This window comes from Citrobacter sp. Igbk 14, from assembly GCF_028069825.1.
Lineage (GTDB): Bacteria > Pseudomonadota > Gammaproteobacteria > Enterobacterales > Enterobacteriaceae > Citrobacter.
Genome location: NZ_JANEWM010000062.1, coordinates 1 through 25,558, shown reverse-complemented (window position 1 = coordinate 25,558; position 25,558 = coordinate 1). Strand labels below are relative to the sequence as shown.

Sequence of the window (25,558 nt, the reverse complement as noted above, 5' to 3'; positions counted from 1 at the left end):
GCCTCTATTTTATTAATCATTTATCACCCCTTTTACAAGCTTAGACACCTCATCAAGACGCTGTTCAACTATTTGTAGTGACTTATTGCTCTCAAGATTTATACGAAGCAAAGGTTCAGTATTAGATGCTCTAACATTCATTCTCCAATCATCAAACTCAAAACTAATTCCATCTATGGTTTCAATATGTAACGCTGTATCTTTATATTCTAATTGCAGTTCCATTAGAATATTATTAATGTTATTCACGCTAAAATTAATCTCACCACTACAAGCATATTTTTTTATTCGCTCTGATACCATAGCCCTTAAGTCAGTATTTTTTTTGCATAGCAACTCTGCCACCAGAAGCCACGGAATCATCCCACTATCGCAATATGCAAAATCGCGGAAGTAGTGATGTGCGCTCATCTCACCACCGTAGATCGCATCTTCCTTACGCATACGCTCTTTGATGAAGGCATGGCCCGTTTTAGACATCACAGGAATGCCGCCAGCTTTAGTTACAATATCGATAGTATTCCAGGTCAGTCGCGGGTCATGGATGATCTTCGCGCCCGGTTCTTTTTGTAAGAATGCTTCGGCTAACAGACCGACAATGTAATAGCCTTCGATAAACTGCCCTTCCCCATCAAACAGGAAGCAACGGTCAAAATCGCCGTCAAATGCGATCCCCAAATCTGCGCCATGTTCTTTAACAGCGTCAGCAGTGTCTTTGCGGCATTCTGGTAACAGAGGATTAGGGATCCCGTTAGGGAAAGTGCCATCCGGCTGGTGATGAACTTTAATAAATGTAACAGGAACATTAGCAGCAACGAAACGTTCTTCAATTGCGTCAATGACGTGGCCTGCAGCACCATTGCCAGAGTTAACCACAAGCTTCATTGGACGAGTGAAGTTCGCGAAATCAATGTAGCCCATTAAGTGATCGACATAAGCGTCAATGATAGAAATCTTCTTGTAGCTTCCGCGCAGTTGGGCATCAACAGGCGCGAAATTATTTTCTTCGGCTAAACGCTGCACATCGCGTAGTCCTGTGTCACCACTGATAGGTTTCGCATTTTCGCGAACCAGTTTCATTCCGTTATAATCCATCGGATTATGGCTGGCGGTAACTTCGATGCCGCCATCTACACCAAGATGGAAAGTTGCAAAATAGATCTCTTCTGTCCCGCTTAAACCAATATCGAGGATATCGGTACCCGCATCCATTAGGCCATTCGCTAATGCCAGTTTCAGGCTCTCGCTGGTTAAGCGAACGTCACCGCCCACCACGATTGTTTTAGGCTTGAGGAATTCACCGTATGCGCGACCAATTCGATACGCAATATCTTCATTCAATTCTTCGCCTAATTTTCCGCGAATATCATAGGCTTTAAAACAAGTCAGCTTAGACATAGATCTTTTTACCTTAAAAATTAGCAACGACCATACTGGTCTTTAATACGAATAATGTCATCATCCCCTAAATACGAGCCAGATTGGATCTCAAGCAGTTCCAATGGAATCTTGCCTGGGTTTTCCAGTCGATGTTGTGCTCCGATGGGAATAAAGGTTGATTGGTTTTCAGTCAGCAGGAATTTTTGATCTTTAATCGTCACTTCACCCGTGCCAGAAAGCACAACCCAGTGTTCTGTCCGGTGATGATGCATCTGCATCGAAAACGCTGCACCTGGTTTAACTGTGATCCGATTTACATTAAAACGCTCGGTCTGTACCACCACATCGCATCGCCCCCACGGACGGTATATTTCCCGGTGACGCTTATATTCACTGCGATGATTAGCTTTAAGATACTCAACAACTTTCTTAACATCTTGCACCTGATCTTTATCAACGACCAGTACAGCATCTTTTGTATTAATGATCACCAGATTATCGACACCGATAGCTGCGACCAATTTTTCATCAGTGTTGATATAGCAGTTATTTGCGTTGTGCATGAAGGTATCACCCGTCAGGACATTACCTTTTTTATCTTTAGGGCTCACTTCCCATAGTGCCGACCAGGAACCCACGTCACTCCAGTCTGCATCAAGCCCAACGACGACAGCGTCTGTCGTTTTCTCCATGACCGCGTAGTCAACGGACTCATCCGGACAAGCGATAAACAGATCGCGATCGATCTTGATAAATTCATCGCTATCTTTGCAACCACGGATCGCCGCCTTACATGACTCAAGAATATCAGGTCTGAATTTTTCCAGTTCTTCAAGATATTTCTTGGCACGGAACATAAACATTCCGCTGTTCCAGTAATATTCGCCCGACGCTAAATAACTTTCCGCAGTTTCTTTGTTCGGTTTTTCCACGAAACGGTTGACCTGGTAAGCGATATTCTCACCAAGGACTTCTTCCTTACCACGGTGAATATAGCCATAACCCGTTTCTGCACCAGTTGGTACAATCCCAAATGTGACAAGGCGCCCCTGCATGGCAAATTTAAATGCTGACTTTACAGCCTGGTGGAATGCCGGCTTATTGTTAATTATATGATCTGCGGCTAATACCAGAAGAATTGGGTCATCACCATTCTCTATTGCACTTAATGCTGCCAGCGCTATTGCTGGCGCAGTATTACGGCCAACGGGTTCAAGAATGATATTATGCGAGAGCTTGTTAATTTGTCTTAGTTGCTCAGCAACAAGAAATCTGTGTTCCTGATTGCAAATGACTACCGGTTCCCGTGCATCGACATCATCCAGACGGAGCACTGTTTCTTGCAGCATTGAACGCTGTCCGTACAAACGAAGAAACTGTTTTGGGTAGAGCTCGCGCGACATCGGCCATAAACGACTACCGGTACCACCGGCCATTATCACAGGAAGTAACATCTTAGGTCCTTAAATATCAATGCGTTATACTAAACCAACGAAAGAGTTTCATCGTCGCTCAATGACAAATGGGCACGCTACCGCACTGGCTCTACAGCTACCAGGGCACTGCTCATTTTATGTTGGGCAAACAAATTGCTGATACCCCTCAACGAATTAGGGATATCTCAACCGAATATTCTCTTATTTATTCACTGTGTAGACAAGAAAAATGTCCTACGGCGGACCGGTAATTTCTTACCGATCTACCTTTTTTAGTATTTGAAATTTATAAAAAAACAGTTATAGCAGCATGCTGCGGGTATCAGACAAATCATTACTCTTTACATATACTGCTGCGATACCTGGTTCAAATCGTGGGCAACGAGGGGAGCAATCGCACTAGCTCAGCAGTTTTAAAATTTGATCCCTGAATTTCGGCCCCTCTTTCAGGTTGCGCAGTCCGTACTTCACAAATGCCTGCATATAGCCCATTTTCTTACCACAATCGTAGCTATCGCCGGTCATCAACATAGCATCAACAGACTGTTTTTTCGCCAGCTCAGCGATAGCATCCGTAAGCTGAATACGCCCCCACGCACCTGGCTGTGTACGCTCAATTTCCGCCCAAATATCAGCAGAAAGCACATAGCGCCCTACGGCCATCAGGTCCGAATCAAGGGTTTGAGGCTGATCGGGTTTTTCAATGAATTCAACGATGCGGCTGACCTTACCTTCGTTGTCTAAAGGCTCTTTGGTCTGAATAACGGAATACTCAGAAAGATCGCCAGCCATACGTTTTGCCAACACCTGACTACGCCCGGTCTCATTAAAGCGTGCCACCATTGCGGCCAGGTTGTAGCGCAGTGGATCCGCACTCGCCGTGTCAAGAATGACGTCAGGTAACACCACCACGAAAGGGTTGTCCCCGATTATCGGGCGAGCACAAAGAATAGAGTGGCCCAGACCAAGCAATTGTGCCTGACGAACGTTCATGATAGTCACACCTGGAGGGCAGATGGACTGCACTTCGGCCAGTAACTGGCGCTTAACACGCTGTTCAAGCAGCGATTCAAGTTCATAAGAGGTGTCGAAGTGGTTCTCAACCGCGTTCTTAGACGCATGTGTTACCAGAACGATTTCTTTGATACCTGCAGCTACAATCTCGTCGACAATGTATTGAATCATCGGCTTATCAACGATCGGTAGCATCTCTTTTGGGATGGCCTTTGTGGCAGGCAACATGTGCATCCCGAGGCCTGCTACCGGAATAACTGCTTTCAAATTAATCATTAAGTCATTCACCTATTCAATAGTTGCTGAATTATAGCTTTTTAGCTTGTTTTAGCCAGTATGAATTACATTGCTCAGTTAGGACGCATGTTACGCCGCTTATCGGCAGAATGCAGTAATCATAATCTTAGCCGGGTAGGTTTTTAGCCAGGAATGGTCGTAAAATTACCGACCCGGTAGTCGAAAATTCACTGCCGCGACATTCACGACCTGTTGGTTTACGCTGTCAATATCAACTGAGCTATGCCCTGCTTCATTAACTGCATGAACGTTGGCCAGCGAGAGCAAGGTACCCTGTTTGGCCATAAACTTGCCGCGAACATCATTGCGCAGATCAAAGTGCATCTTTAGCGCAGGTCCTGTGGTGGATTTCTGCATCACATTGATATTTCGCAAGAAAAGATGCTGAGGTTTGTTGTGCAGCTCCAGCGTCGCGCGTTTCATCTCAACGTTGGTAATGGCCACAAATGAAGTTGCATTACCTGAGGAAATCTGAATACCACGTAATTTATAATCGAGATGTGTGTTATCCAGTTGAATATTATTTAACTTAAAGTTTTGTGGTATGGACAAATATCGTCCTTTGATCACACCGTAACCAATCAGCATCCCTGCGCTATTTTTCATATTGATATTATCGATCACGAAATTATCACATCCATAAATAGCGACTGTAGCATTATCGATGCCCGCTTTCTTGCTGAAATCCGGGGTGATATTTCGCGCGGTAATATTACGAATGATAAAATGTTTGCCGTTCTCGACATGGACTAACTGCCGACAATCCGAGCCCGTTATATTTGCTACCACAAATCTTTTCACCGCCAGTTCGTCTGGGTAGGTGTTGTCGTACGTACTACCTGCCAGCCCAATACCGATACCCCAGTTAACATTTCCGTTCGTACAATTGATGCGTTCTATAACATGGTCTGAAATCACGATGTCACTGTCGTTTATCGCGACATTCCACTCGATGGCATCACCCTGTAAGTCACTAAAACGACTGTTGGTTATCCGTACGCCATCCATCTGATTATGAAACCCCTGACGCAAGATCCCATAATTCGCATGAGTGACGGTAATGTCATCAATGGTGAGATTACGCATCGCTCGCGGCGTTTTCCCACCGATATAAATTTGCGCCACGGGGGCGAAACCGCTCATGGCTATGCCTTTTATCACACAGTCGGAGCCCCGAACATCAAGGGTAATATTTCGCAAGCGCCCCCCCTGCCCCCCTGTCACACGACAGCCATCCTGCAGAATAAATCGCCCACGACTACTGCTACTCACACTGCCTTGCAGATGCAACATCTTACCTGGAGGGATCACGATTGCGGTATTGATATTCTTGCACTCCAGGCCAGCAGGCACGACGACGGTTTGCGCGTCTATAAATGCCTGCCGGAAGGAAGCAACCCAATCCTGGGGATTGTAATCCTCGATATTGACGCTGCGTCTTGCTTCAAACGCTCTGGCGACGGGAGTATGGAGAACGACAAGCGCAGAGCCTGCCGTCAGAAAAGTACGTCGGGAGAGTTTTTTCTCTGGCATACAACCTCGATTTACATCGTTTGCAGCAGACTGGCTAGCTGTTTGTTGATCGCAAGCTGGTTAAAATCAGCGGCTATTTTTTCGCGGGCGCACTCCACCACCGGCTTCACTTGCTCAGTGTCGAGCACACTGACCGTCGCCAATCGCTCCGCCAGGGCCTGAGCATCATTCTCTGGTGCCAGCCAGCCGGACCTTCCAGACTCTACCAGCTCAGGGATCCCACTGTGCACGGTAGAAACGACCGGTATTCCAACCGCCATGGCTTCCATCAACGCCACCGGGATCCCCTCCATGTCACCATCAATTCCCGTGACGGAGGGCAACAGGAAAACATCCGCCTGCTCAAGCATCTCTTTAATCTGATGGCTGGGTTTAAATCCTGACATTTCAATCACATCATCCAGTTGATATTGCTCGACAAGCGTACGTAACCGACGCTCCCAAGGGCCAATTCCCAGAATGCGATAACGAAATGAGATACCTCGCGCCTTCAACTGGCGGCACGCTTCAATAGCGACATGCAGCCCTTTTTTCTCGGTTAACCGTGCAACGGAGAGAATTTCTAGCGGCGTGCCCGGCGCTTTCACCTCACGAGGTGTAAAACGCGTCATATCAATCCCCATACGCGATACCGCTATTTTATGTGGTGGACATCCCATATTTCGCAAACGTTCGGCCCAGAGATTGCTGATGGGCAACATCAAATCACCGCGCTGAAACAGCTTCTGATATTCGGGGGTATAGCGGGCAAGGATGTCCCGATGCGAAACATCAATACCATGGAAGACAGTGGCTATTTTGCCGCGGATCACGCCGAGTTCACGCAGTTTGGCCGCCGTTACGCCAGCGGGTCCAAAGTGCGCAATAAAGACATCGGCCTGGAATGCTCGCGGGGTTAGCGCACAGATGGACGCTAAAATCAGATTACGTGCCTCGTCGCCATAGCGTGGAACGTTGAGCGCTTTCCAGGTCGCTGTCCGGGTAATACCCTGTAAGATCGTCGAGGTGCGATATTTCAGCTTTGCCAACCTGCCAGCCGGTTCTTTCAATAACCATCGTGTTTTTTCGCCCAGGCGGTAGTCCACATAGGAAGCATGAGTGTTATCAAGATCGCCCTGATATAACGCGATAATTTCAACATCATGCCCCATATCGATAAACGCGGTAATCTGATTCAGCACAAAGGTTTCAGAGGACAACGGAAATTTAAGCAGGAAAAAGCTGACTTTCATTTTCCCTCCTCAATACGCGTTAATACCGATTGCACCATGTGCATACCGTGTTCACGTTCACGCTTAACGGCCTCCTCCACCCTGACGTTAAGTTCAGCCAACCGTCCCAGGGTATCGCCAACCCTGCCTTCAAGGCTGCCATCCAACAGATGGCGGATATCAACCGCCATTTCCGCTAACCCCAGTTGCTGCATAATTCCCGCCGATTTGTGCTCATAATTAATGGCTATCGCCGGCGTCATAAAGTTCATCGAGATGATGGCAGAGTGCAGGCGTGTGCCCACCGTCAGGTCACATGCGCCCAATATTTTTCCCATTTCGAGATCGTTTAGTTCATCCATGACCACGTGATAACGGGTCGGATCGTTAACGTACTGGCGCAGGTTTAGTGCAACCATACGATCATCTTTGTTGTAACTATCAATACCGGTACAGGTTGAGAGCGCCATCACCTGGTAACCTTCGTCAAGGATCCGATTAACCACGCCGGCAAAGGCTCGCTCATAGGCCTGTTGTGTGGTCCCAAGACGCTTATCAAACGGTGCCAGTTCACGTAGTGTAATGGCGACAGTCTTCTGCTTTGCTGCCGTTTGTAACCAGTGCTGTACGGCATAACCCGGTTCAAAGTCATCGTGATGGTTGTCTACCAGCCAGGCGGTATCCACACCCGACTCAACTTTCTCTGTCGTTATTTCACTGCGTTTCATCAGTTCCAGACTGACCGACTCTCGTAAAATTAGCGCATTGCAGTGCCCAAAAACGTAATTCGCCAACTGATTGAACTGTTCATCCTGAAATGGCCCTACGCTGTGACCAATCATGTACAGCGGTTTTTTGGCCATAAATGAACACAGTGCATGCTCAAACTGCGGCACACCATAAAGATCGACAAAAAACGATCCTCCGACCTGGATAATGGCGTCATAACGCGACAACAAGCGGACAAAGTCAGTAAACCCCTGAGCAATAGCGATGTTGCGCAGATTTCCGGAATCGGTAACGCGCGAGAGCAGCACCTGATGCTGATAGCGACGACGTAGCACTTTCTTGACGCGCCCCATGACGCCTGCAGCGTTGTTATGCTGCTTCATCTGTGAATACAGCGGATCGCCCATCACCGGTCGGTTTAGTAACCAGGAGGAACTCACCGGATAGCGGCTCATCACATCCACTTCTGTCTCAGGCTGGAGCGTATGAATGGCATCCAGCAAACCGCGCAAAATGGCGCTGTCCCCACGATTTCCGCAGGTGTGGTTGCCCAGAATCAGTAATTTCATCATGACCTCTTAAAATCAGTGCGGATAACGGTTTTCGCGTCTCCGGACGACAACAAACGCAATTTATCCTGCGCGGAACAGGGCTTTCATTTTTTCACCTCGACAGAACTGGCGTTTGATTTCCACCACCAGCGGATCACGCGACAGCACAATCATCACGACAAACGCCAGAGCGCCAGCGGCTATCTGTAGGCTCAGCAACGCACCTAACGGCAATTTATTTTGCAGTGTCATTCCCAGCACGTAACTCACCACCAACGTGGGTAAGGAGAGATAAAACGGTAGCCACAGGCTGAGCATGTACTGCCGATAGCTCGGTCCCAGTACCGGTTTGATCATCACGAAATAGCTCAGGATGGTGTTTATGACCTGTACCAGTAAAAAACCCAGCGTGACGCCAATCACACCCGCCACATTCCCGCCAACCAGGATGGCGGGGATAAACAAAAAGGTTTTGAATATATTGAATTTGAAGCTGATATCGACCCGTGCTTTGGCCATCAGCAGAGAGCCTATCGGATTTCCGATTGAGCGCAGCAGACCCACAATGCACAGCAGTTGCAGCACCGGAATAATACTGTTCCACTTTTCACCAAACAGCAGCGGTACGACGTTATTCGATACCACCATCAATCCCAGTAGCGCCGGGAAATTGATAATGCCGACAACGGATAGCAGCTTGTAAAAATTCACCCGTAGTTTTTCGGTATCGTCCTGAATTTTGGCAAACGCTGGAAACAGAACTCGGGTAATTATCGGATTCAGTTTGATGGGCGGTACAACGGCCACGTTCCAGGCAAGATTGAAGCCTCCCGCCACGCCAGCCCCCAGGGTTCTGGCCAGCACCAGTGTTGAAAGGTTAGTGTTCACGTAATTGATGATGCTGTCCGCCGTCAGCCACGCCCCAAAGCGCAGATTTGACGACACGGATGAAAGTGAAAAACACAGCCCTGGTCGATAAATTTTGCGGCCAAAATAGCCAAACAGCAGCGTACGTAGCGTACTGTTCACCAGATACCCAACAATGGCCGTCATGGCGATCGGCCAAAAATGCGCGCTAACCACGGTAAAAGTAAAACCGGCCAGTACTGAACTGGTTTCAATCATGCCAATTTTGTTGAAGGCCAGTTCTTTTTGCATCAACGCACGGAACTGCTGCCCATGCGGGATCACCACAAACGCCAGCGCTAAGGTTTTAACCAGTGGCACCAGCTCAGGGTTATTAAGCACATCGGCTATAGTCTCGCTGAGCGAAAACATAGCAATACAAACGGCGATCCCCAGTCCAACGTTTAACCAGTACAAGGTGGTTAGTTCAAGATAACCTATCTCTTTGCGCTGAATAATCGAGTTGGCGATCCCAAAATCAGACAACGTGTCGGCCAGCGCGATAATCACCAGTGACACCGTTAATAACCCGAACTGATGATTATCAATAATCCGCGCCAGAACCGTCATCTGAATGAGCCCCAGACCGATGATGATTACCGTAGCAATGGCTGACCACTTGGCACCGTTGAGGGTTTTTTCTCGTAAGCTCATATTAATATGCCGCTTTATTGACGAAGCCTTTAAACACCGTCAGAAAAACGATTTTGATATCGAACCACACGCTCCATTCGCGAATGTATTCGAGGTCAAACTCTACCCGTTTTTCCATTTTTTCCAGCGTATCGGTTTCACCACGCCAGCCGTTGATTTGCGCCCAACCGGTAATACCTGGCTTCACCTTATGGCGTAACATGTACCCTTCTATCAGCTGACGATACTGTTCGTTATGCGCCACCGCATGTGGACGCGGCCCGACAATAGACATCCCTCCTGTCAGCACATTGATAAACTGTGGTAGTTCATCCAGTGACGTCCGCCGCAGGAAATTACCCACGCGGGTCACACGCGGATCGTTCTGCGTGGCCTGGGTAACTACTGCATCGTTTTCCATTACCTTCATGGAACGAAACTTCCAGACTTTGATCGGTTTCCCGTCCATCCCATAGCGGGTCTGACGAAAAATTACCGGCCCCTTTGAGGTCAGCTTCACCATCAGCGCAATGGCGCATAGCACAGGAGAAATAAGCAGCAGGATTAACGATGCCAGGACGATATCTTCCGCGCGCTTCAGCAGACGATTAATGCCTGAAAGCGGTGTGTCATACAGCGGTACCACCGGAACGCCGTTCATCTCTTCAATTCGCGAGTGCAGAATATTGAAGGTAAAGACATCAGGGATCAGGAGCACTGAACAGGTGGTATCAGCCAGTTCGCGTACCAGTTTTTTTACGCGCGCCCCATCGCTCATCGACATAGCGATATAGACGTTATGAATGCGTGAGGCTTTGGCATCATCCACCAGTTGCTGCAGATTTCCCGCCCAATCACGGGCATTTTTCCCCGGTATGGGGTCGTGATAGACACCCGCGACCTCAAACCCCAACCACGGCTCATGGCGAAAGCTGTCCAGCAGCACCTGTCCGGCAGGAAGGTCCCCTGCTACCGCTACCCGACGCGTGTTATAACCACGATTTCGCAACCATCCCGCCCCGTAGCGAATAAACGCACGGCACAGCACCAGGCCAATACTTGAAAGCAGATACCATGCCAGCCAGAGTGCAAACCGGTTATCAAAATCGTTATTAAAGGCAATCAGACCCGCGCAAAAAATCAGACTCAGCGTCCAGTTTTGCAGCAGCAGCACCAACTCTGTTGAAATTTTTACCCCGCGCCAGGAGAGGTAAAAATCCGTTATCCCGCCCAGCATCTGAAAAACGACCAGCGTGATTAACGCTACCAGCAGGTGCATATACAGGAAAGGCAAACCGCTCAGTTCGCAGACTATCCATAATCCACCAAACATGATGGTGATATCTGAAAAGCGTTGCACCATCGATATTAACGACGCATTGGTTTTGGCTCGTTCGCGCTTTTTTAGATGTGTCATCGTGGTTCCTGTTAGTCGCCACTTGCCCGTATCGGGCAAGGGAAATACCAGCATTACTGATTTAGCAATGCCAGGAGAGTGCGCGTTCGCACGTTCAGGCGTACATCACCAATTGTTCCGTAACAAATATCAAAAGTGGCAACACAGATTATTTGGCTCACGTTATCTCCTTTTTCAGGCAACAGTTAGCCCGGACCTGATTGCCTCAATAAATAAGTAACAAAGGCCAGACTCTGTTATTTTTATTTCATAAAAGTTCGCAGAGAGTCAGTTAACAGAGATGAATAATAGATTTCTATATATGCTCATGATGTGTGCCAAATCTTACAATATCATCTTCTTCAAGGTAGACTCCAGAACGAACTTCAATCATCTCCAAGGGAACCTTCCCTGGGTTTTCAAGACAATGAACAGTACCCTGAGGAATATATACTGATTGATTTTCACTTAATAACTGGACCTCATCACAGATCGTAACTTTCGCAGTTCCTGCAACAATAATCCAGTGTTCAGCGCGATGATGGTGCATACGTAATGCAAAGCCCTGACCGGGTTTCACGGTTATTCTTTTAACCTGATAACGATCGCCTTCATCGATAGAATCATATTTCCCCCAGGGTCTAAAAACCTCCCGATGAATATGATGTTCCGAGCGACCTTCCGCCTCAATTTGTGCAACGATTTTTTTTACATCTTGTACATCTGTTTTATTTGCGATTAATACTGCATCTTTAGTTTGGACAACAATCAGATCTTTTACGCCGACGGTTGCCACCAGTCCCGATTCGGCGTAGACATAACTGTTCTCTGTATTATGGTCAATAACATCACCATGATAAACATTACCCTCGTCGTTACGATCGCTGATTTCCCAAAGTGATGACCATGACCCTACATCGCTCCATCCGACGTTCATCGGCAGGACTACAGCGTCCGTGGTTTTCTCCATCACGGCATAGTCGATCGATTCTTCTGGACAAGCCTGGAAATCCTCCCGACTGACACGGATAAAATCATTGTCCAGTTCAGCGTTATCCATCGCCAACAAGCAGGCCTGTAAAATATCTGGACGATATTTTTCGAGCTCTTCAAGATAGCGTCGGGCCTGGAATAAAAACATACCGCTATTCCAATAATATTCACCAGCAGAGATATATTTTTCGGCTGTTTCAAGGTCAGGTTTTTCCACAAAAGCATCAACATTGAAAGCAACAGAATCAACTTTTATCTGGGTACTACTGACTTCACCGCGTCGAATATAACCGTACCCTGTTTCCGGTGCATCCGGAACGATACCAAATGTTACCAGCTTGCCATTTTCGGCTAACGGAATGGCTGAGGTCACAGCATCGTGGAAGAACTTATTTTCTTCGATAATATGATCAGCCGCCAGGACCAGCAACAACGGGTTATGATCGGAATTATTGTTGCATGCCGCGATTGCTGCCAGCGCGATTGCGGGTGCAGTATTCCGGGCTTGTGGCTCAAGAATAATATTACCCGTTAGCTTATCAATTTCTTGTAATTGCTCAGCAACAATAAATCGATGCTTTTCATTACATATTACAAGCGGTGGTGAACAATCCAGGCCATCAAGGCGGCAAATTGTCGATTGCAACATAGTGTTTTGCCCATCCAGACACAAGAACTGCTTTGGATATAATGTTCTGGATAATGGCCATAAACGGCTACCGGACCCACCTGCAATAATTACCGGATGAATGTTATTTTGGCTCATACGTCAACCCTTCAAATGATTAATAAATTGATTTAAGACATTATCTTTTTCAAGTGCAGACTCTGCATATGAACGTGCAATCTTATTGTATTCAGGCATAGTGATTGCTTCAGTAATACCCGCCACAAGCATTTCAACTGATTCTGGCTCAATACAGATCGCAATACCGGGATGTTTCTGACAAAGCTGCCCCAGTTCGGTGTGGGGCTCTGCTGTAATCACGGCATTTCCCCCGACCGCCAATATGTTCGTTAACTTCGAAGGAAGGACCGCATCTGCAGCGCCACGTCTTTGGATGACTAAATGGCAATCTGCTAGCCTTAATAACGCAGGCAGCATTTCATAAGGTTGCAGTGGGTAGAACTTAACATTCGTTAGGGCTCGTTCCTTGACCATTTGTTCCATCCTGGATTTTCCCCCTCCCTGACCCACAATAACGTATATCCATGGTTTATCCTGAGTCTGACTTGCAGCCTCAACGATATTTTCAACACCTTGCTTCTCACCAATATTGCCGGAATACAAAATCATTTTTTTATCGGTTGGCAAATCAAACTGCTGACGTATTTGCTCTATATCAGCACTATCCACCTGGCTGAATCTTTCCACTTCAGACCAGTTCGGGAAAAAGATAAGTTTTTCTGCAGCAACACCTTTCTCCTGCGCTTTTTGCATCATAGAACGGGAGATCGTGGAAACATTATCCACACTCAACAAACTGCTGCGCTCAAATGCTTTGGCTACTCGCGCAATCATTGTGGAGTTTCCGGTTGCCGCCAGTCCCAGTCCCAACATCGCATCAACTTCATAGTCCTGAATATGCAGCACGGTGCGAGAGCCAGACAGTTTTGCCAACAAACGCATTCCTGGTGTACAGAATAGCGTGGGTACCACACCGATAATGTATTCAGGCTTCCACCGATACTGAGCCAACAGGGGAAAAAGACTGCTCAGGGCAAAACTGCCCAAATGTAGCAACCGCTTTAGCGTTGAAGGCTGAGCCGGTACATATAATGGACAGCGCCAGACAGTAGTGACACCCACTTCCCGACGATAACGCCAGGAAGAATAAGGCTCGCCTACTTGCCACTGCGGATAATAAGGGGGGGCCGTGACAACCCTAACCTCATGCCCCTGGCCTGCCATCCATTCCACCATCTCTCCCGTGTATTTACCAATTCCGGTCAACTCGGGCGAGTAATTGATGCCATAAACCAGAATTCTCATATCCCGGGCACCCGATCTTTCGTCGCTGGGTTGAAATATGCCTGCGTATTTTTATGCACATTTCCATCGACAATCAGTTCATCCGATTTAGCCCAACGCCAGGTATCATGCTGTTTTGACGGCAGCATTGATGTACTGGTATTAATTTTCAGTCGAAAACCCAGCACCACATAATGCGTTGTAAACGAAGAACCAGAAAAATTATCATCATAAAAGTGCTGCCAGACACCAAAAAACTCACCGTGTGTTATGGGAAACTGCTGACCTAATTCTTCTTCCGTCAAACGCATAAATGCTTGTTCCAGCGTTTCATCTTTTAATACTCTGCCGCCTGGCACAAACCAATATCCTTGAGCAGGCCTGTTAGTTCTTTTCCCAACTAAAAACTCCCCAAACTCATTCTCAATGATAAAATCCAGAGAGATCAGCGGCGTCGTGCGCACCGCATTAGCGAAGTCTTCTTTATTGAGAAACATTACTCACCCCGATACCGCTGCTGATTATCAAGGAACCAGCGATAAGTATTAACCAGCCCCTGTTCAAGACTTATTTCATGATGCCATCCGAGTCTTCTCAGGCGGCTCACATCAAGCAGTTTTCGTGGTGTCCCATCAGGTTTAGATGCATCAAAAATAATTTCACCGCGGAAACCGACAACTTTTGCAATGGCATCGGAAAGTTCACGAATAGTGCAATCTTCACCCGTACCTACGTTGACATGAGAAAGCATTGGTTCTGTATTTTCCTGCCAAACCTCATTGTCTAACTCCATAACATGGATGCTTGCTGCCGCCATATCATCGACATGCAAAAATTCACGCATGGGTTTTCCACTGCCCCAAACTTCAACGTATTCGTCATCACGTTGAGTGGCTTCATGAAAACGACGCAATAGCGCAGGAATCACATGAGAATTATCTTTATGGAAATTGTCGTTAGGTCCATACAGGTTCGTCGGCATCACTGAACGGTAATCCCGGCGATGCTGCCGGTTATAGGACTCACACAGTTTTATCCCTGCAATTTTAGCGATGGCATAGGGCTCATTTGTCGGCTCCAGTGATCCCTGCAACAACTCGCTCTCTTTGATTGGTTGCGGCGCAAACTTAGGATAAATACATGATGAGCCTAAAAATAATAACTTTTCGACATTTGAATTATGAGCCGCATGAAGAATATTACTTTCCATCATCATGTTTTCATAAATGAAATCAGACGGATAATTATTATTAGCCATAATCCCGCCCACTTTTGCCGCGGCAAGATAAACCTGGTCAATATGTTCACTGGTAAAGAAATCATTAACCGCCGTTGTGTCTAATAAATTGAGCTGCTCACGGTTACGAATGATTAACTCTACATCTTCACGTTGTGCGAGTTGTCGGTAAATAGCAGAGCCCACCATTCCCCGATGTCCCGCGATATAAACACGTTTCTTCTTCATCATCATTAGCTCTCCAGTGCAATAACAACATCGTAACCATGGGACTTCAGCAGTGAATGTTTCTTCGCGGCTTCCAGATCGTGGGCAACCATTTCAGAAACCATCTGTCGCAGCGTGATTTCCGGCTTCCAGCCCAGTTTTTCGTGTGCCTTTGTCGGATCGCCCAACAGCGTTTCCACTTCCGCAGGACGGAAATAGCGTGGGTCGACGGCGATCATCACATCCCCCGGTTTCACCCCTGGTGCATCATGCCCAGTCACCGAAACCACAATGCCTTTTTCATTCACGCCCTCACCTTCAAAACGCAGCTTAATACCAAGTTGGGCAGCGGCCATTTCCACAAACTGACGGACGGAATACTGCACGCCAGTGGCGATCACGAAATCTTCCGGCTGTTCCTGCTGCAGCATCATCCACTGCATCCTGACGTAGTCTTTGGCATGTCCCCAGTCACGCAGCGAATCCATGTTGCCGAGGTACAGACAGGACTCGAGTCCCTGGGCGATGTTGGCAATTGCGCGAGTAATTTTGCGAGTGACGAAGGTCTCGCCACGGCGCGGAGATTCATGGTTAAACAGAATGCCGTTACAGGCATACATGCCATAAGATTCACGGTAATTGACGGTGATCCAGTAGGCATACAGTTTGGCGACGGCATAGGGCGATCGCGGATAGAACGGTGTCGTTTCTTTCTGCGGGATCTCCTGAACCAGACCGTACAGTTCAGAGGTGGAAGCCTGATAGAAACGGGTTTTCTTTTCCAGCCCCAGGAAGCGAATCGCTTCCAGCAAACGCAGCGTGCCGATCCCATCAACATCAGCAGTATATTCTGGCGAATCAAACGACACCGCCACGTGGCTCATTGCGCCCAGGTTATAGACTTCATCCGGCTGAACCTCTTGCAAAATACGGGTCAGATTAGAAGAATCCGTCAAATCGCCATAATGCAGATGGAATTTGGGATTACCCGCATGCGGGTCCTGGTAAATATGGTCTACACGTTCGGTATTAAATGACGAGGCCCGGCGCTTAATACCATGAACTTCATAACCTTTTTCCAGCAGAAACTCTGCCAGGTAAGAACCATCCTGCCCGGTTACGCCAGTAATGAGAGCGACTTTTGACATGCTATTACCTCTTAAAATTTCCCTTCAGGGAGTAACGTTCTCGACGCGTTTACGCGTAACTACTGCGGGGTTACCCCGACATATGGCATTGGCCGGCAACGATTTAAAAACGCTGCTGCGTGCACCCACGACGGTGCCGTCACCAATCGTCACGCCAGGCGCGACAAAAACATCTGTCGCCAGCCAGCATTTCTCGCCAATCACAATTGGCGTGGCGCAAATATCAAAGTGTTGGCTGGCATAATCATGACTCCCTGTGCATAAATAACTTCTCTGCGAAATAACCGTATGAGCCCCAATCGTAATATTACCCAGCGTATATAAAACCGCGTCATCACCCACCCAGGCGTAATCACCCAGTGTCAATTTCCACGGATAAGTAATTTTTACTGAAGGCCGAATAACTACGTTTTTTCCTATTTTCGCGCCAAATATTCTTAATAAAAAAGCCCGCCAGCGGTACATAACTTGTGGTGACCAGTGAAATAATGTTGCTTGTACTGCCCACCATAATTGCACTTTAATGACACCGCCGCCGCGAAAACCTTTCGGCACCGTGAAGCCTTCTAAATCCTGCATAGCGTATCCTTACGTTTTACCATATAAGTGTTTTGTCTTACCGGTTGTACGCAGGCGTATATATTCAGAAAATCCGGCCCAAAAGCCCGGCACGCGCAATATTTGTCGCTGGACTCTTTTAGCATCCCGACACAATTCCAGATTATTCGTAGTCGATACGCCGCCCATGGAAAACTCCGACACTAAACCAGTCAGTTTTTTAAAAGCGAACCCCGATTTGTATAATTTTGCTGCCAGCGCATAATCCGATGATATTTTATATTGCAAATCATAATGCCAGGTTTGCAGGCCTGTCAGCGGGAAAAATATTGCCTGATGACTGGCTGGCAAACTGTGGTAGATGTACCAACCGGGTTTAGCCCGGCGCGTCATTTTTTTACCATTACCAAAGTCCAGCAATGCATCGCCAATCACCATCATTTTATCACTCTGCGTTTTTAACTGGCGGATAAAATGCGCAGAATCAGCGTGTAGAATATCTCCAGAGTTGAGAAAGAGTGCAAAACGCCCGCGCGCCATAGCTATCCCTTTATTCATTGCGTCGTAGAGACCGTTATCAGGCTCGCTGACAAAACGTAACTGGTGCTCTCCATTGAGATTCTCCAGGAACGCTGGCGTACCGTCTGTAGACCCCCCATCGATAACAATCCACTCAAAACTGATATCGCTCGTCTGCGCAAGATGTGCCAGTGACGCGTGGGTTTTGACGATCCCGTCCAGATTGCGAAAAGCGACGGTGATAATACTCAGCAGCATGTAAATTACCTCGCGATATTCAGCGCCTTGCGCAAAATAAACGGACATACGATTAAAAAAGCGTATTCCGGACTAAATACTGAACCGGTGAAAAACAACGACAACGGTGTAAAAAGATAAAGTTGCACCCGATAATTCTGATTATCACCAAATGCATTCATCATCATCTTCGTTACTTTCCCCATGTACCACAGGGATAATATTACGGCGAACCACGAAAAATAGATAATTAACAGATACAAACCATTGTCTATCGTTTTACCTACATCTGCACCGTTAAAGATTCCGAATGATGCAACATATTCATAAAGTGAGCCAAATCGCACTACACCATCGATATTCAGTAATGAATACCCAACCATGACCAACGGCCCGACTATACGATAATACGATGAAGAACCTTCCGTACCTAAATCACCAAGACGCGTCGCAATGTAGGGAAAGGCAAATATCACGCCCACCATAAACACACTCAGTGAGATAATCGCCAAGGGTAACTTCTTTTTTATCGCATCCTTATTCAGATACTGAAACGCCCACTCCAGTAGGTAAAACAATATAAATGTCATTACCCCAGAAAACGATCCTGACAATACCACCCCTGTCAGAATCATAGCATCGGTCCTGGGCGTTTTGATACCAAACTGTTTGATGCTGAGCCAAATTGAGATTAACGCCAGAGCGAAAAATGCGGGTTCAAAATAGAGTGCAGTGGTACGTTTTCCACCAAATTTAATAAAGTTCAGAACATAGCTATTGCTGTAAATAAGATATTTCGAAATAGCTTCCATTATACTGCTGCCACCACTGAGAATGATCTGTACCATTTCAACGGCAGCCAGACCGACCACTAACCCCACCACCAGCCAGAATAAACGTAAAATTTTAGGATAGTTATGTGGCGAAATGGTTTTGAAGCGAATACTCCACACCATGCCAATAATGATCACGGTATAGATAAACAACATGGCGGATGTTACATACTTGCTGGCATCCAGCGATTGGCCAAACAGGTAGTTAAACACCGTCAGCCCCCCACCCACTCCCAACGCAATCAACAGTTTTTTAATATTGATACGGTCGACAAACAGCAGTAGCAACAGCGGTAAAAAAGTGACAACGGTGACAGGGAAACTTTCACCCAATTGTGCAAGCTTGACGTTAACCAGCAGATAAAGCAGCGGCAACACCAGATAGCTACAGACCCTGATAGTACGAGACATATTCCTCCAGCATCTGTTGTCCGCTGTATGCTGTCCGACTCTGCTGGCTAAAGGTTGCCAGCGTGGTGCCAAATACCGCCTGTGCAATTTCTGATTTTTTAAGTTGTACCAGACGCAGAACATCCGCTTCACTGAACGTTTTACCGCCTGATTTTGCCAGCACTTCCTGTGCCGCCTCGCTGTGCGTGGCGATAACCGGTACACCGATAGAAAGCGCTTCGCATAAAATTAACGGGTAGTTATCAACCCGTGAACTGAACACCAGCCCATCCATCTGATTTAGCGCCCCCATCAAGGTTCGTTTGTCACTTTCAAACCCATGGTTGATGACGTTTGCTCCGGCAAACGGGGAAAACTTACCGAAGGTATGCAGCTCTATTTTGTCCCCGAGCGCGATAAGCGCCTGAACCAGTTGCTGGCTGGTTTTACCGTCATAGCGCAAATCGTGGGCTACCACGGCAATTTTCGGTCTGCCCGGCGGTTCGTACTGAACTGGCAAGTCAGCAAGAATTGCTTCTGTCGCCACATCAATACCGTTATTGATGATGTGACAACGCCCGGCACCGTACAGACTGTTAAATGCTTCCGCCACATGTTGACTGGGCGAGATAAACTGGCAGCCAAGCGCCAACATCATGCGAAACATTTGACGTTTGCCGGGCAGTTGCTGGTGTGCTTTATCAACGCTAACCGGGGGATAGTTGCTTAACGTTGGGCATTTCTGGCAGCCCGTTTTCCAGCCTTCGCAACCATCGGTAAAGGCGCAGCGTCCGGTAACACTCCAGTGATCGTGCAGCGTCCAAACCAAGGTGATATCGGGCTTATGTGCCTTCACCTTTTGGCAAAACGCCACCACCTCTTCGAGATTCAGCCAGTAACTGTGCAGCACATGGAAATGCAGAACCAGCGGGCCCGCAGTGCGGGTGATTGTGCGGTACATACTGTCGAGGTTGCCAAACAGATCGCGGTTTGCGAGGCGAAACAACGCAATATTCGCCGCCGACGTCAAACGCGGCGCATGTTTAATCACGTGTGGATAATTCCCGTGACTGGCGCTTTTCTTGCCTCCTTTGCCATAACCGTATACAAACCTCGACGACCACCCTTTTTCCTGCGCGCGCAGGTGTAAATCCAGCGCGACCCCGGCCGCCCCGCCTTCGGCAAGCCGAACATTAAATTGCAGAATATTCATTGCATTACCTTCGCTCTCACATGTTGACTCGGCATACTTAGCGTCCTCGCAGACCGTCAGCCAGGCGCTTACCGTTGCGTATGGAAAGCAGCGTCAGCAATGTGCGCCAGTTCATCCGCTTGTTACGAATCTGATAAAGGGTAAACAGCTGATATTTTTTACTCGCCCGGTCAAATTTACCTTTGTGCTTGCGATAGAACTGGAAATAACCGGAGAACTTATGTGGAGAGGAAGTAATGCGCATCTCGCCGTGATTCACATGCAGGATCTGCGTCGCCTCTTTTACCTTCCAGGGTTTACCGTAGGCCACCACCATGCGCAGAAAAATGTCGTAGTCCTGAGCGGCTTTTAACGTGGTATCAAACAGGCATGCTTTGAAACGCCACGCCCAGCTAAAGACCTGATTACCAATGATATTTCGTTTGTAGAATCGGCGTCGTGAGTACATCGACTTCGGATACAGCGGCAGACTGGCTGGCTGTGAATAAACCTCACCTTCACAGACATAATCATCAGCGTAGAGAAAAGCGTGCGTCACCAGTTGATGACGAGACTGAAGGAATGTGCTCAGGCGATTCGGCGTCCACTCATCGTCATCATCAATTCCCGTAATGTACTGCCCACTGGCCTGCATGATCGCCTGATTGCGTACCGCGCACGCGCCGGAGTTAATAGCGTTATGCGTATAGCTCACGCGTGGATCGTTTAACGCCTCAACAAACTGTTGCAGTTGCTCATACTCGCAAGAGCAATCATCGACAATGATCATTTCCCAGTGGCTATAGTCCTGGCGCAGCACCGATTTAATCGCCCGGATAGCTAACTGCTGGCGGTTCCAGGTTGGCATATAAATAGAAATTAGTGGGTTGTCTGTCGTCATTTTTTTGTCCCAGATAAAGTTGCCAGATGGCGCTACGCTTATCGGCCTACATTCGATATGCGTTGCTGTTAGTTATCTATTTCGAATCCGACGTGTATTCGTATTCGTAGTAACCGTAATCCTGATACCCGCTGGCGCGCCGGAAAATGGAGTTGAGGATCACCCCTTTCACCTGAATACCGTTTTGCTCGAAGCGACTCAGACTGGTTTCCACCTCTTTCAGCGTGTTGACCGCGTAACGCGCCACCATCAGCGTGGTTCCGACGTGACGACCAACGATGGCCGCATCGGTCACGGCCAGTATTGGCGGCGTATCGATCAGCACCAGGTCATAGTTCGCGCTAGCCCAGGTCATCAGCTCGCCAAAGCGCTCGCTCATCAGCAGTTCTGAAGGATTAGGAGGAACCTGCCCGCGAGGGACCAGGTCAAAATGCGCAATTGAAGTCGGTTTTGCGCAGGCGGGAATGTCACCCTTGCCGCTAAGAATCTCAGACAGACCGTTGACGTTATTGGTCCCGAGCAGCTCATGGGTATAGCCTTTACGCATGTCACAGTCGATCAGCAGCACGCGCTTGTCGGTCTGACTGATAACCGCAGCCAGGTTGGCACAGACAAACGTTTTGCCGATCGACGGGCTGACCCCGGTAAGCATCAGCACATTATTACGTGATTGCATCATGGCAAAGTGCAGGCTGGTACGCAGGCTGCGCACCGCTTCTATTGCCAGATCGGTCGGGTTACCCACCGCCAACAACTGGCTCTGCTTATAGCGCTTAACGCCTTTAATCGTCTGCACGTTATCACGGGCTTTTTGCCATTCTGACAGGGGAATGCTGGCATACACGCTGATGCCCTGCTCTTCAAGTACCTGCGGGCTTTCAATACCGCGATTAAACAGCGACCGCAGCAGCACGCCAACCACTGAAAGCATCAAACCAAGAAGAATACTGCCGAGAATAATCAGCGCCGTTTTGGGTTTCAGGACACCGGGCTGGGCAATGGCGGGGTCGACAATGCGCACATCGCCAACCGTACTGGCTTCCGTGATCTTCAGCTCCTGCTGTTTATTCAGCAGTTGCATATAGACCTGCTGGCCGGACTCCACGTCACGCGTCAGGCGGACAATTTCCTGCTGCGTTTTCGGCATCGCTGTTACGCGCCCGTTCAGCTTGTTTTTTTCATCTTCCAGCGCCTGGCGCTTTTCCAGCAACGTGCGGTACGCCGGGTGCGCTTTGGTGAACAGTTTGGAGATTTCTGCTTCTTTAAAAGTCAGTTCATTTAACTGGGCATCAATATTGACCATCGAATCCAGCACCGCTTTGGCCTCCAGCGGCAAATCAACGGAGTCTTTATCCTGACGAAATGCATTCAGCTTGTTTTCGGCAACGTCCAGACGGTTGCGCACTTCTGGCAATTGTTTTGCCAGAAATGCCAGACTTTTGGCGGCCTCTTCAGATTTACGCTCCACGTTTTGTTGCAGATAGTTGCGGGTAATACTGTCGAGGATCTGGCGGATTTGTTCACGATCTTCCCCTGTAAAGATCAGGCTCAGAACCCCGGTATCTTTACCTGTTTCCGTCACCATCAGGTTATTTTGCAGATTATTGATCGTGCCAAGCGTGGAGAACTTACTGACGGTAAATTCGCTACCCGGACTGGCATGAATCGCCTCAACCCGCATCGATACACCGTCATGGTTCAGTAACTGCCCAACCTGACCACGCGCGCTAAAGCCGCCATCACTCACCAGTTGATAACTTTTGTCGTTCAGTACGCTCAACGTGAAGGTCTGTTCATTCATTGACGTTGGCAAGGTGAAGGTCGTCACATTGACCGTTTCATTCTGGCGGCCCATCAGCCGGTCCCAACCGGCTCCAAAAAGAGGAAATGTATCTTTAGTAACGGAAATATCCAGATTGAGATCGTCTACCGTTTTGCCCAATACCCGCCGCGACTGTATAAGTTGAATTTCCGCTTCAGAGGCAGGTGGCTTGTTGGATAATGCCGAGCCAATATCCTGGACTAACGAGTTTCCGGTATTTTGTTCAATTTGCACCAGCGCATCGGCACTGTAGATCGGCGTGGCAAACAGGGTGTAGACCGCCGCACACAGCGCAAATGCGGCAGTTATGCCCAGTACCCACCAGCGTGCTTCGACTACTGTCCCAACCAGACGTCCGATATCGATTTCATCGTTGCCTGTTACCGACGTTGCAGACTGTTTTTCTTTTTCTGTCATGATTTTCCCTGCTCCGCATTCAGTGCCTGGGCCCATTGGCGGGCAGACCGCTCAAGTAGTGCATACACCGCATCAAACGCATCACGGCTTTTACGATACGGGTCAGGTATTTCGCGTTCGCTGTCCCAATGGCCGAACAGCATCACTTTGCCGCGCATCTCCGGCACCATTTCACACAACGCCGTAATATGGCGTTTTTCCATGGTCAGGATCAGGTCATACTCCCGGCACATCCGCCCCGAGATCTGCCGTGCACAATGGTTTTCCAGCGACACGTTATGTGCCTGCGCCACACTGATGGCGCACGGATCGGCGCCCTTGCCTACCAGCGCGCCGAGGCCAGCGGAAGACACCGTCAACGCCGGATGGAATTGCCTTAACAAGCGCTCTGCCGTCGGAGAGCGGCAAATGTTCCCCACACAGACAACTAAGATTTTGTTAAACATGGCGATTACCAGTTGTGAAGGTCGCTGGCCGTATCCGTCATATAACGAACACCGCTAATGGTCGGCAGCAACTGATTGATCAAACGGTTCCAGCGAGCAACCGGCGCGGTCGTGACATACACCACATCGTAAGGCTGAAGTCGGAAAGAGGTCGCCATCACCAACGATGTCGCATCAGACATATCAAGCTGGTAGATATTGGCTATCTTGCCGTTATGCCCACCCTCGCCTTTTAATGGACGAATAACAAAGATACCGCTGGCATTGGAGGTGGTCAGGTCGATGCCTTCCGCATTACCCAGCGCTTCGGTGAGTGTCATACCGCTGAAGTCCATCTTGAGGGTGCTCTGTTTTTTCACTTCACCCATCACGAACACTTTCAGATCGTCATTTCGCGGAACAAACAGAATATCGCCAGGATAGAGCAGACGGTTCTGGCTCAGATCGCCATTTTGCATTAGCGCTTGCAGAGAAATTCGTTGCTCCTGCCCTTTGTGGGTCAGCACAACGTTGCGCCAGTCGGCTGCTTCTGTAAGGCCGCCTGCGGCATTGATAGCATCAAGGATGGTAAGAGGTACGTTGGTGATGGCCTGTTGACCGGATTTATTCACCTGCCCGGAGACATATGCCTTTTGCGAGCGGAATGCGGCGATATTAACGTCCACCTGCGGGTCTGCGATGTACTTCGCTAAGCGCCCGGTAATATCACTACGAATTTCTGCCAACGTTTTTCCCACCACGCTAACTTTGCCAATGTAGGGATAAAACATGGTGCCGTCAGGTTGCACCCAGTTTCCCGTATCGCTTGAGCTACGATACTGTCCCGCAGGCGTGGTGAGTTCGGGATGATCCCAGACGGTGACATTCAGGACATCGCCGGGACCGACCCGATACTGATACCCGGAGATCTCCTGATCCAGCGACATATTAGGTTGAGCAACATTCGGGCGCGGACGCAATTGTTCAACCAGTCGTGGGGTAAGCGGATAAACATTCACCATCCGGTTGATATCAAAATCGGCATCCTGTTGCTTAATCACATCTTTGCCCATGGTAGTCATATTGCTGCCCGGAAGCACGGTACAACCGTTGATCAATATTACCGACACCAATACTGGTATCAATTTAAGTTTGGATTTCATCATTGATTATTTATCACTTTGGCAGAGTCATTATCACGTGCGTTTTAAATAGCGATTACGCCTGTTTGCATTTACCTTGCCGCTAATTGAATAGAAATTTAACTGGCATCAGTCCTAAAAAAATGAATTCATCTGCAGTCTCTTGACAGAATAATTTAGGTTTATCATCAGGCGACCAGGCACGCTACCGCCCCTGGCTTCATTAGCTACCAATGCACTGATTAATTTATATTTTTACTATCCTCGCAATTTTCATCATATTCATAGCATCTACCCATCAGAAATAGCATGGTGCGATACTGGCAACATATTTCTCTTTTGATTATTACGGAAAGAATTGTTGCAGCTAACCGAATAGCAGGCAAGATAACAAGTCCTGAAACGTAGCCTTTTAAGATTAATATTAAGCGTGAGATGTGTATATTTTTAGGATTTTATTGATGTTGACAATGTTAATA

General features: G+C 48.0%; 21 protein-coding genes. All 21 read right to left on the bottom strand.

The genetic code is table 11. From position 1 onward, the window contains the following. Positions 1 to 12: 12 nt before the first annotated feature. Positions 13 to 1,398, bottom strand: coding sequence for a phosphomannomutase CpsG (gene cpsG, locus NNN64_RS19310; RefSeq protein ID WP_271442418.1), 1,386 nt, complete (start codon positions 1,396 to 1,398; stop codon positions 13 to 15). 20 nt (positions 1,399 to 1,418) lie between these two features. Beyond that, positions 1,419 to 2,834 (bottom strand): mannose-1-phosphate guanylyltransferase/mannose-6-phosphate isomerase, encoded by a 1,416-nt coding sequence (locus NNN64_RS19305; RefSeq protein WP_271442417.1) that lies wholly within the window; start codon positions 2,832 to 2,834, stop codon positions 1,419 to 1,421. Between the two features lie 381 nt (positions 2,835 to 3,215). Next, positions 3,216 to 4,106, bottom strand: a complete 891-nt coding sequence (gene galF, locus NNN64_RS19300) for a GalU regulator GalF (RefSeq protein ID WP_005122445.1) — start codon at positions 4,104 to 4,106, stop codon at positions 3,216 to 3,218. Between the two features lie 165 nt (positions 4,107 to 4,271). Next, positions 4,272 to 5,660, bottom strand: a complete 1,389-nt coding sequence (gene wcaM, locus NNN64_RS19295) for a colanic acid biosynthesis protein WcaM (protein ID WP_271442416.1) — start codon at positions 5,658 to 5,660, stop codon at positions 4,272 to 4,274. A gap of 11 nt (positions 5,661 to 5,671) precedes the next feature. After that, positions 5,672 to 6,892, bottom strand: coding sequence for a colanic acid biosynthesis glycosyltransferase WcaL (wcaL, locus tag NNN64_RS19290; RefSeq protein WP_271442415.1), 1,221 nt, complete (start codon positions 6,890 to 6,892; stop codon positions 5,672 to 5,674). After that, positions 6,889 to 8,169: a colanic acid biosynthesis pyruvyl transferase WcaK gene (gene wcaK, locus NNN64_RS19285; RefSeq protein WP_271442420.1), complete on the bottom strand. Its 1,281-nt coding sequence runs from the start codon at positions 8,167 to 8,169 to the stop codon at positions 6,889 to 6,891. Before wcaK ends, wcaL begins: the two co-directional genes overlap by 4 nt. Positions 8,170 to 8,232: 63 nt before the next feature. Continuing rightward, on the bottom strand, positions 8,233 to 9,711 hold the full coding sequence (locus tag NNN64_RS19280) for an MOP flippase family protein (protein ID WP_271442414.1): 1,479 nt from the start codon (positions 9,709 to 9,711) through the stop codon (positions 8,233 to 8,235). A gap of 1 nt (position 9,712) precedes the next feature. Then, positions 9,713 to 11,107 carry an undecaprenyl-phosphate glucose phosphotransferase gene (gene wcaJ, locus NNN64_RS19275; RefSeq protein WP_271442413.1) on the bottom strand — a complete coding sequence of 465 codons (1,395 nt, stop codon included), beginning with the start codon at positions 11,105 to 11,107 and terminating at the stop codon, positions 9,713 to 9,715. A gap of 295 nt (positions 11,108 to 11,402) precedes the next feature. Continuing rightward, the gene (cpsB, locus tag NNN64_RS19270; RefSeq protein WP_271442412.1) at positions 11,403 to 12,845 is read right to left on the bottom strand and encodes a mannose-1-phosphate guanyltransferase; all 1,443 of its coding nucleotides are present in this window, start codon (positions 12,843 to 12,845) and stop codon (positions 11,403 to 11,405) included. A gap of 3 nt (positions 12,846 to 12,848) precedes the next feature. Beyond that, a complete protein-coding gene (locus NNN64_RS19265; RefSeq protein WP_271442411.1) occupies positions 12,849 to 14,072 on the bottom strand; it encodes a WcaI family glycosyltransferase in 1,224 nt (407 codons plus the stop codon). Then, the gene (locus NNN64_RS19260) at positions 14,069 to 14,548 is read right to left on the bottom strand and encodes a GDP-mannose mannosyl hydrolase (RefSeq protein WP_271442410.1); all 480 of its coding nucleotides are present in this window, start codon (positions 14,546 to 14,548) and stop codon (positions 14,069 to 14,071) included. Before NNN64_RS19260 ends, NNN64_RS19265 begins: the two co-directional genes overlap by 4 nt. Then, positions 14,548 to 15,516, bottom strand: a complete 969-nt coding sequence (gene fcl, locus NNN64_RS19255) for a GDP-L-fucose synthase (RefSeq protein WP_271442419.1) — start codon at positions 15,514 to 15,516, stop codon at positions 14,548 to 14,550. The genes NNN64_RS19260 and fcl overlap by 1 nt, the downstream gene beginning before the upstream one ends. A gap of 5 nt (positions 15,517 to 15,521) precedes the next feature. After that, positions 15,522 to 16,643: a GDP-mannose 4,6-dehydratase gene (gmd, locus tag NNN64_RS19250; RefSeq protein ID WP_271442409.1), complete on the bottom strand. Its 1,122-nt coding sequence runs from the start codon at positions 16,641 to 16,643 to the stop codon at positions 15,522 to 15,524. 24 nt (positions 16,644 to 16,667) lie between these two features. Then, positions 16,668 to 17,222 (bottom strand): colanic acid biosynthesis acetyltransferase WcaF, encoded by a 555-nt coding sequence (gene wcaF, locus NNN64_RS19245; RefSeq protein WP_271442408.1) that lies wholly within the window; start codon positions 17,220 to 17,222, stop codon positions 16,668 to 16,670. 9 nt (positions 17,223 to 17,231) lie between these two features. Beyond that, complete coding sequence (gene wcaE, locus NNN64_RS19240) at positions 17,232 to 17,978, bottom strand: colanic acid biosynthesis glycosyltransferase WcaE (protein WP_271442407.1); 747 nt, start codon at positions 17,976 to 17,978, stop codon at positions 17,232 to 17,234. Between the two features lie 5 nt (positions 17,979 to 17,983). Next, positions 17,984 to 19,201, bottom strand: coding sequence for a colanic acid polymerase WcaD (gene wcaD, locus NNN64_RS19235; protein ID WP_271442406.1), 1,218 nt, complete (start codon positions 19,199 to 19,201; stop codon positions 17,984 to 17,986). Next, positions 19,176 to 20,393, bottom strand: coding sequence for a colanic acid biosynthesis glycosyltransferase WcaC (wcaC, locus tag NNN64_RS19230; protein ID WP_271442405.1), 1,218 nt, complete (start codon positions 20,391 to 20,393; stop codon positions 19,176 to 19,178). The genes wcaD and wcaC overlap by 26 nt, the downstream gene beginning before the upstream one ends. Positions 20,394 to 20,430: 37 nt before the next feature. Next, the gene (gene wcaA, locus NNN64_RS19225; RefSeq protein ID WP_271442404.1) at positions 20,431 to 21,273 is read right to left on the bottom strand and encodes a colanic acid biosynthesis glycosyltransferase WcaA; all 843 of its coding nucleotides are present in this window, start codon (positions 21,271 to 21,273) and stop codon (positions 20,431 to 20,433) included. A gap of 76 nt (positions 21,274 to 21,349) precedes the next feature. After that, the gene (wzc, locus tag NNN64_RS19220; protein ID WP_271442403.1) at positions 21,350 to 23,512 is read right to left on the bottom strand and encodes a tyrosine-protein kinase Wzc; all 2,163 of its coding nucleotides are present in this window, start codon (positions 23,510 to 23,512) and stop codon (positions 21,350 to 21,352) included. Continuing rightward, positions 23,509 to 23,958 (bottom strand): low molecular weight protein-tyrosine-phosphatase Wzb, encoded by a 450-nt coding sequence (wzb, locus tag NNN64_RS19215; protein WP_271442402.1) that lies wholly within the window; start codon positions 23,956 to 23,958, stop codon positions 23,509 to 23,511. Before wzb ends, wzc begins: the two co-directional genes overlap by 4 nt. Before the next feature lie 5 nt (positions 23,959 to 23,963). After that, on the bottom strand, positions 23,964 to 25,103 hold the full coding sequence (locus tag NNN64_RS19210) for a polysaccharide export protein (RefSeq protein ID WP_271442401.1): 1,140 nt from the start codon (positions 25,101 to 25,103) through the stop codon (positions 23,964 to 23,966). Positions 25,104 to 25,558 lie beyond the last annotated feature (455 nt).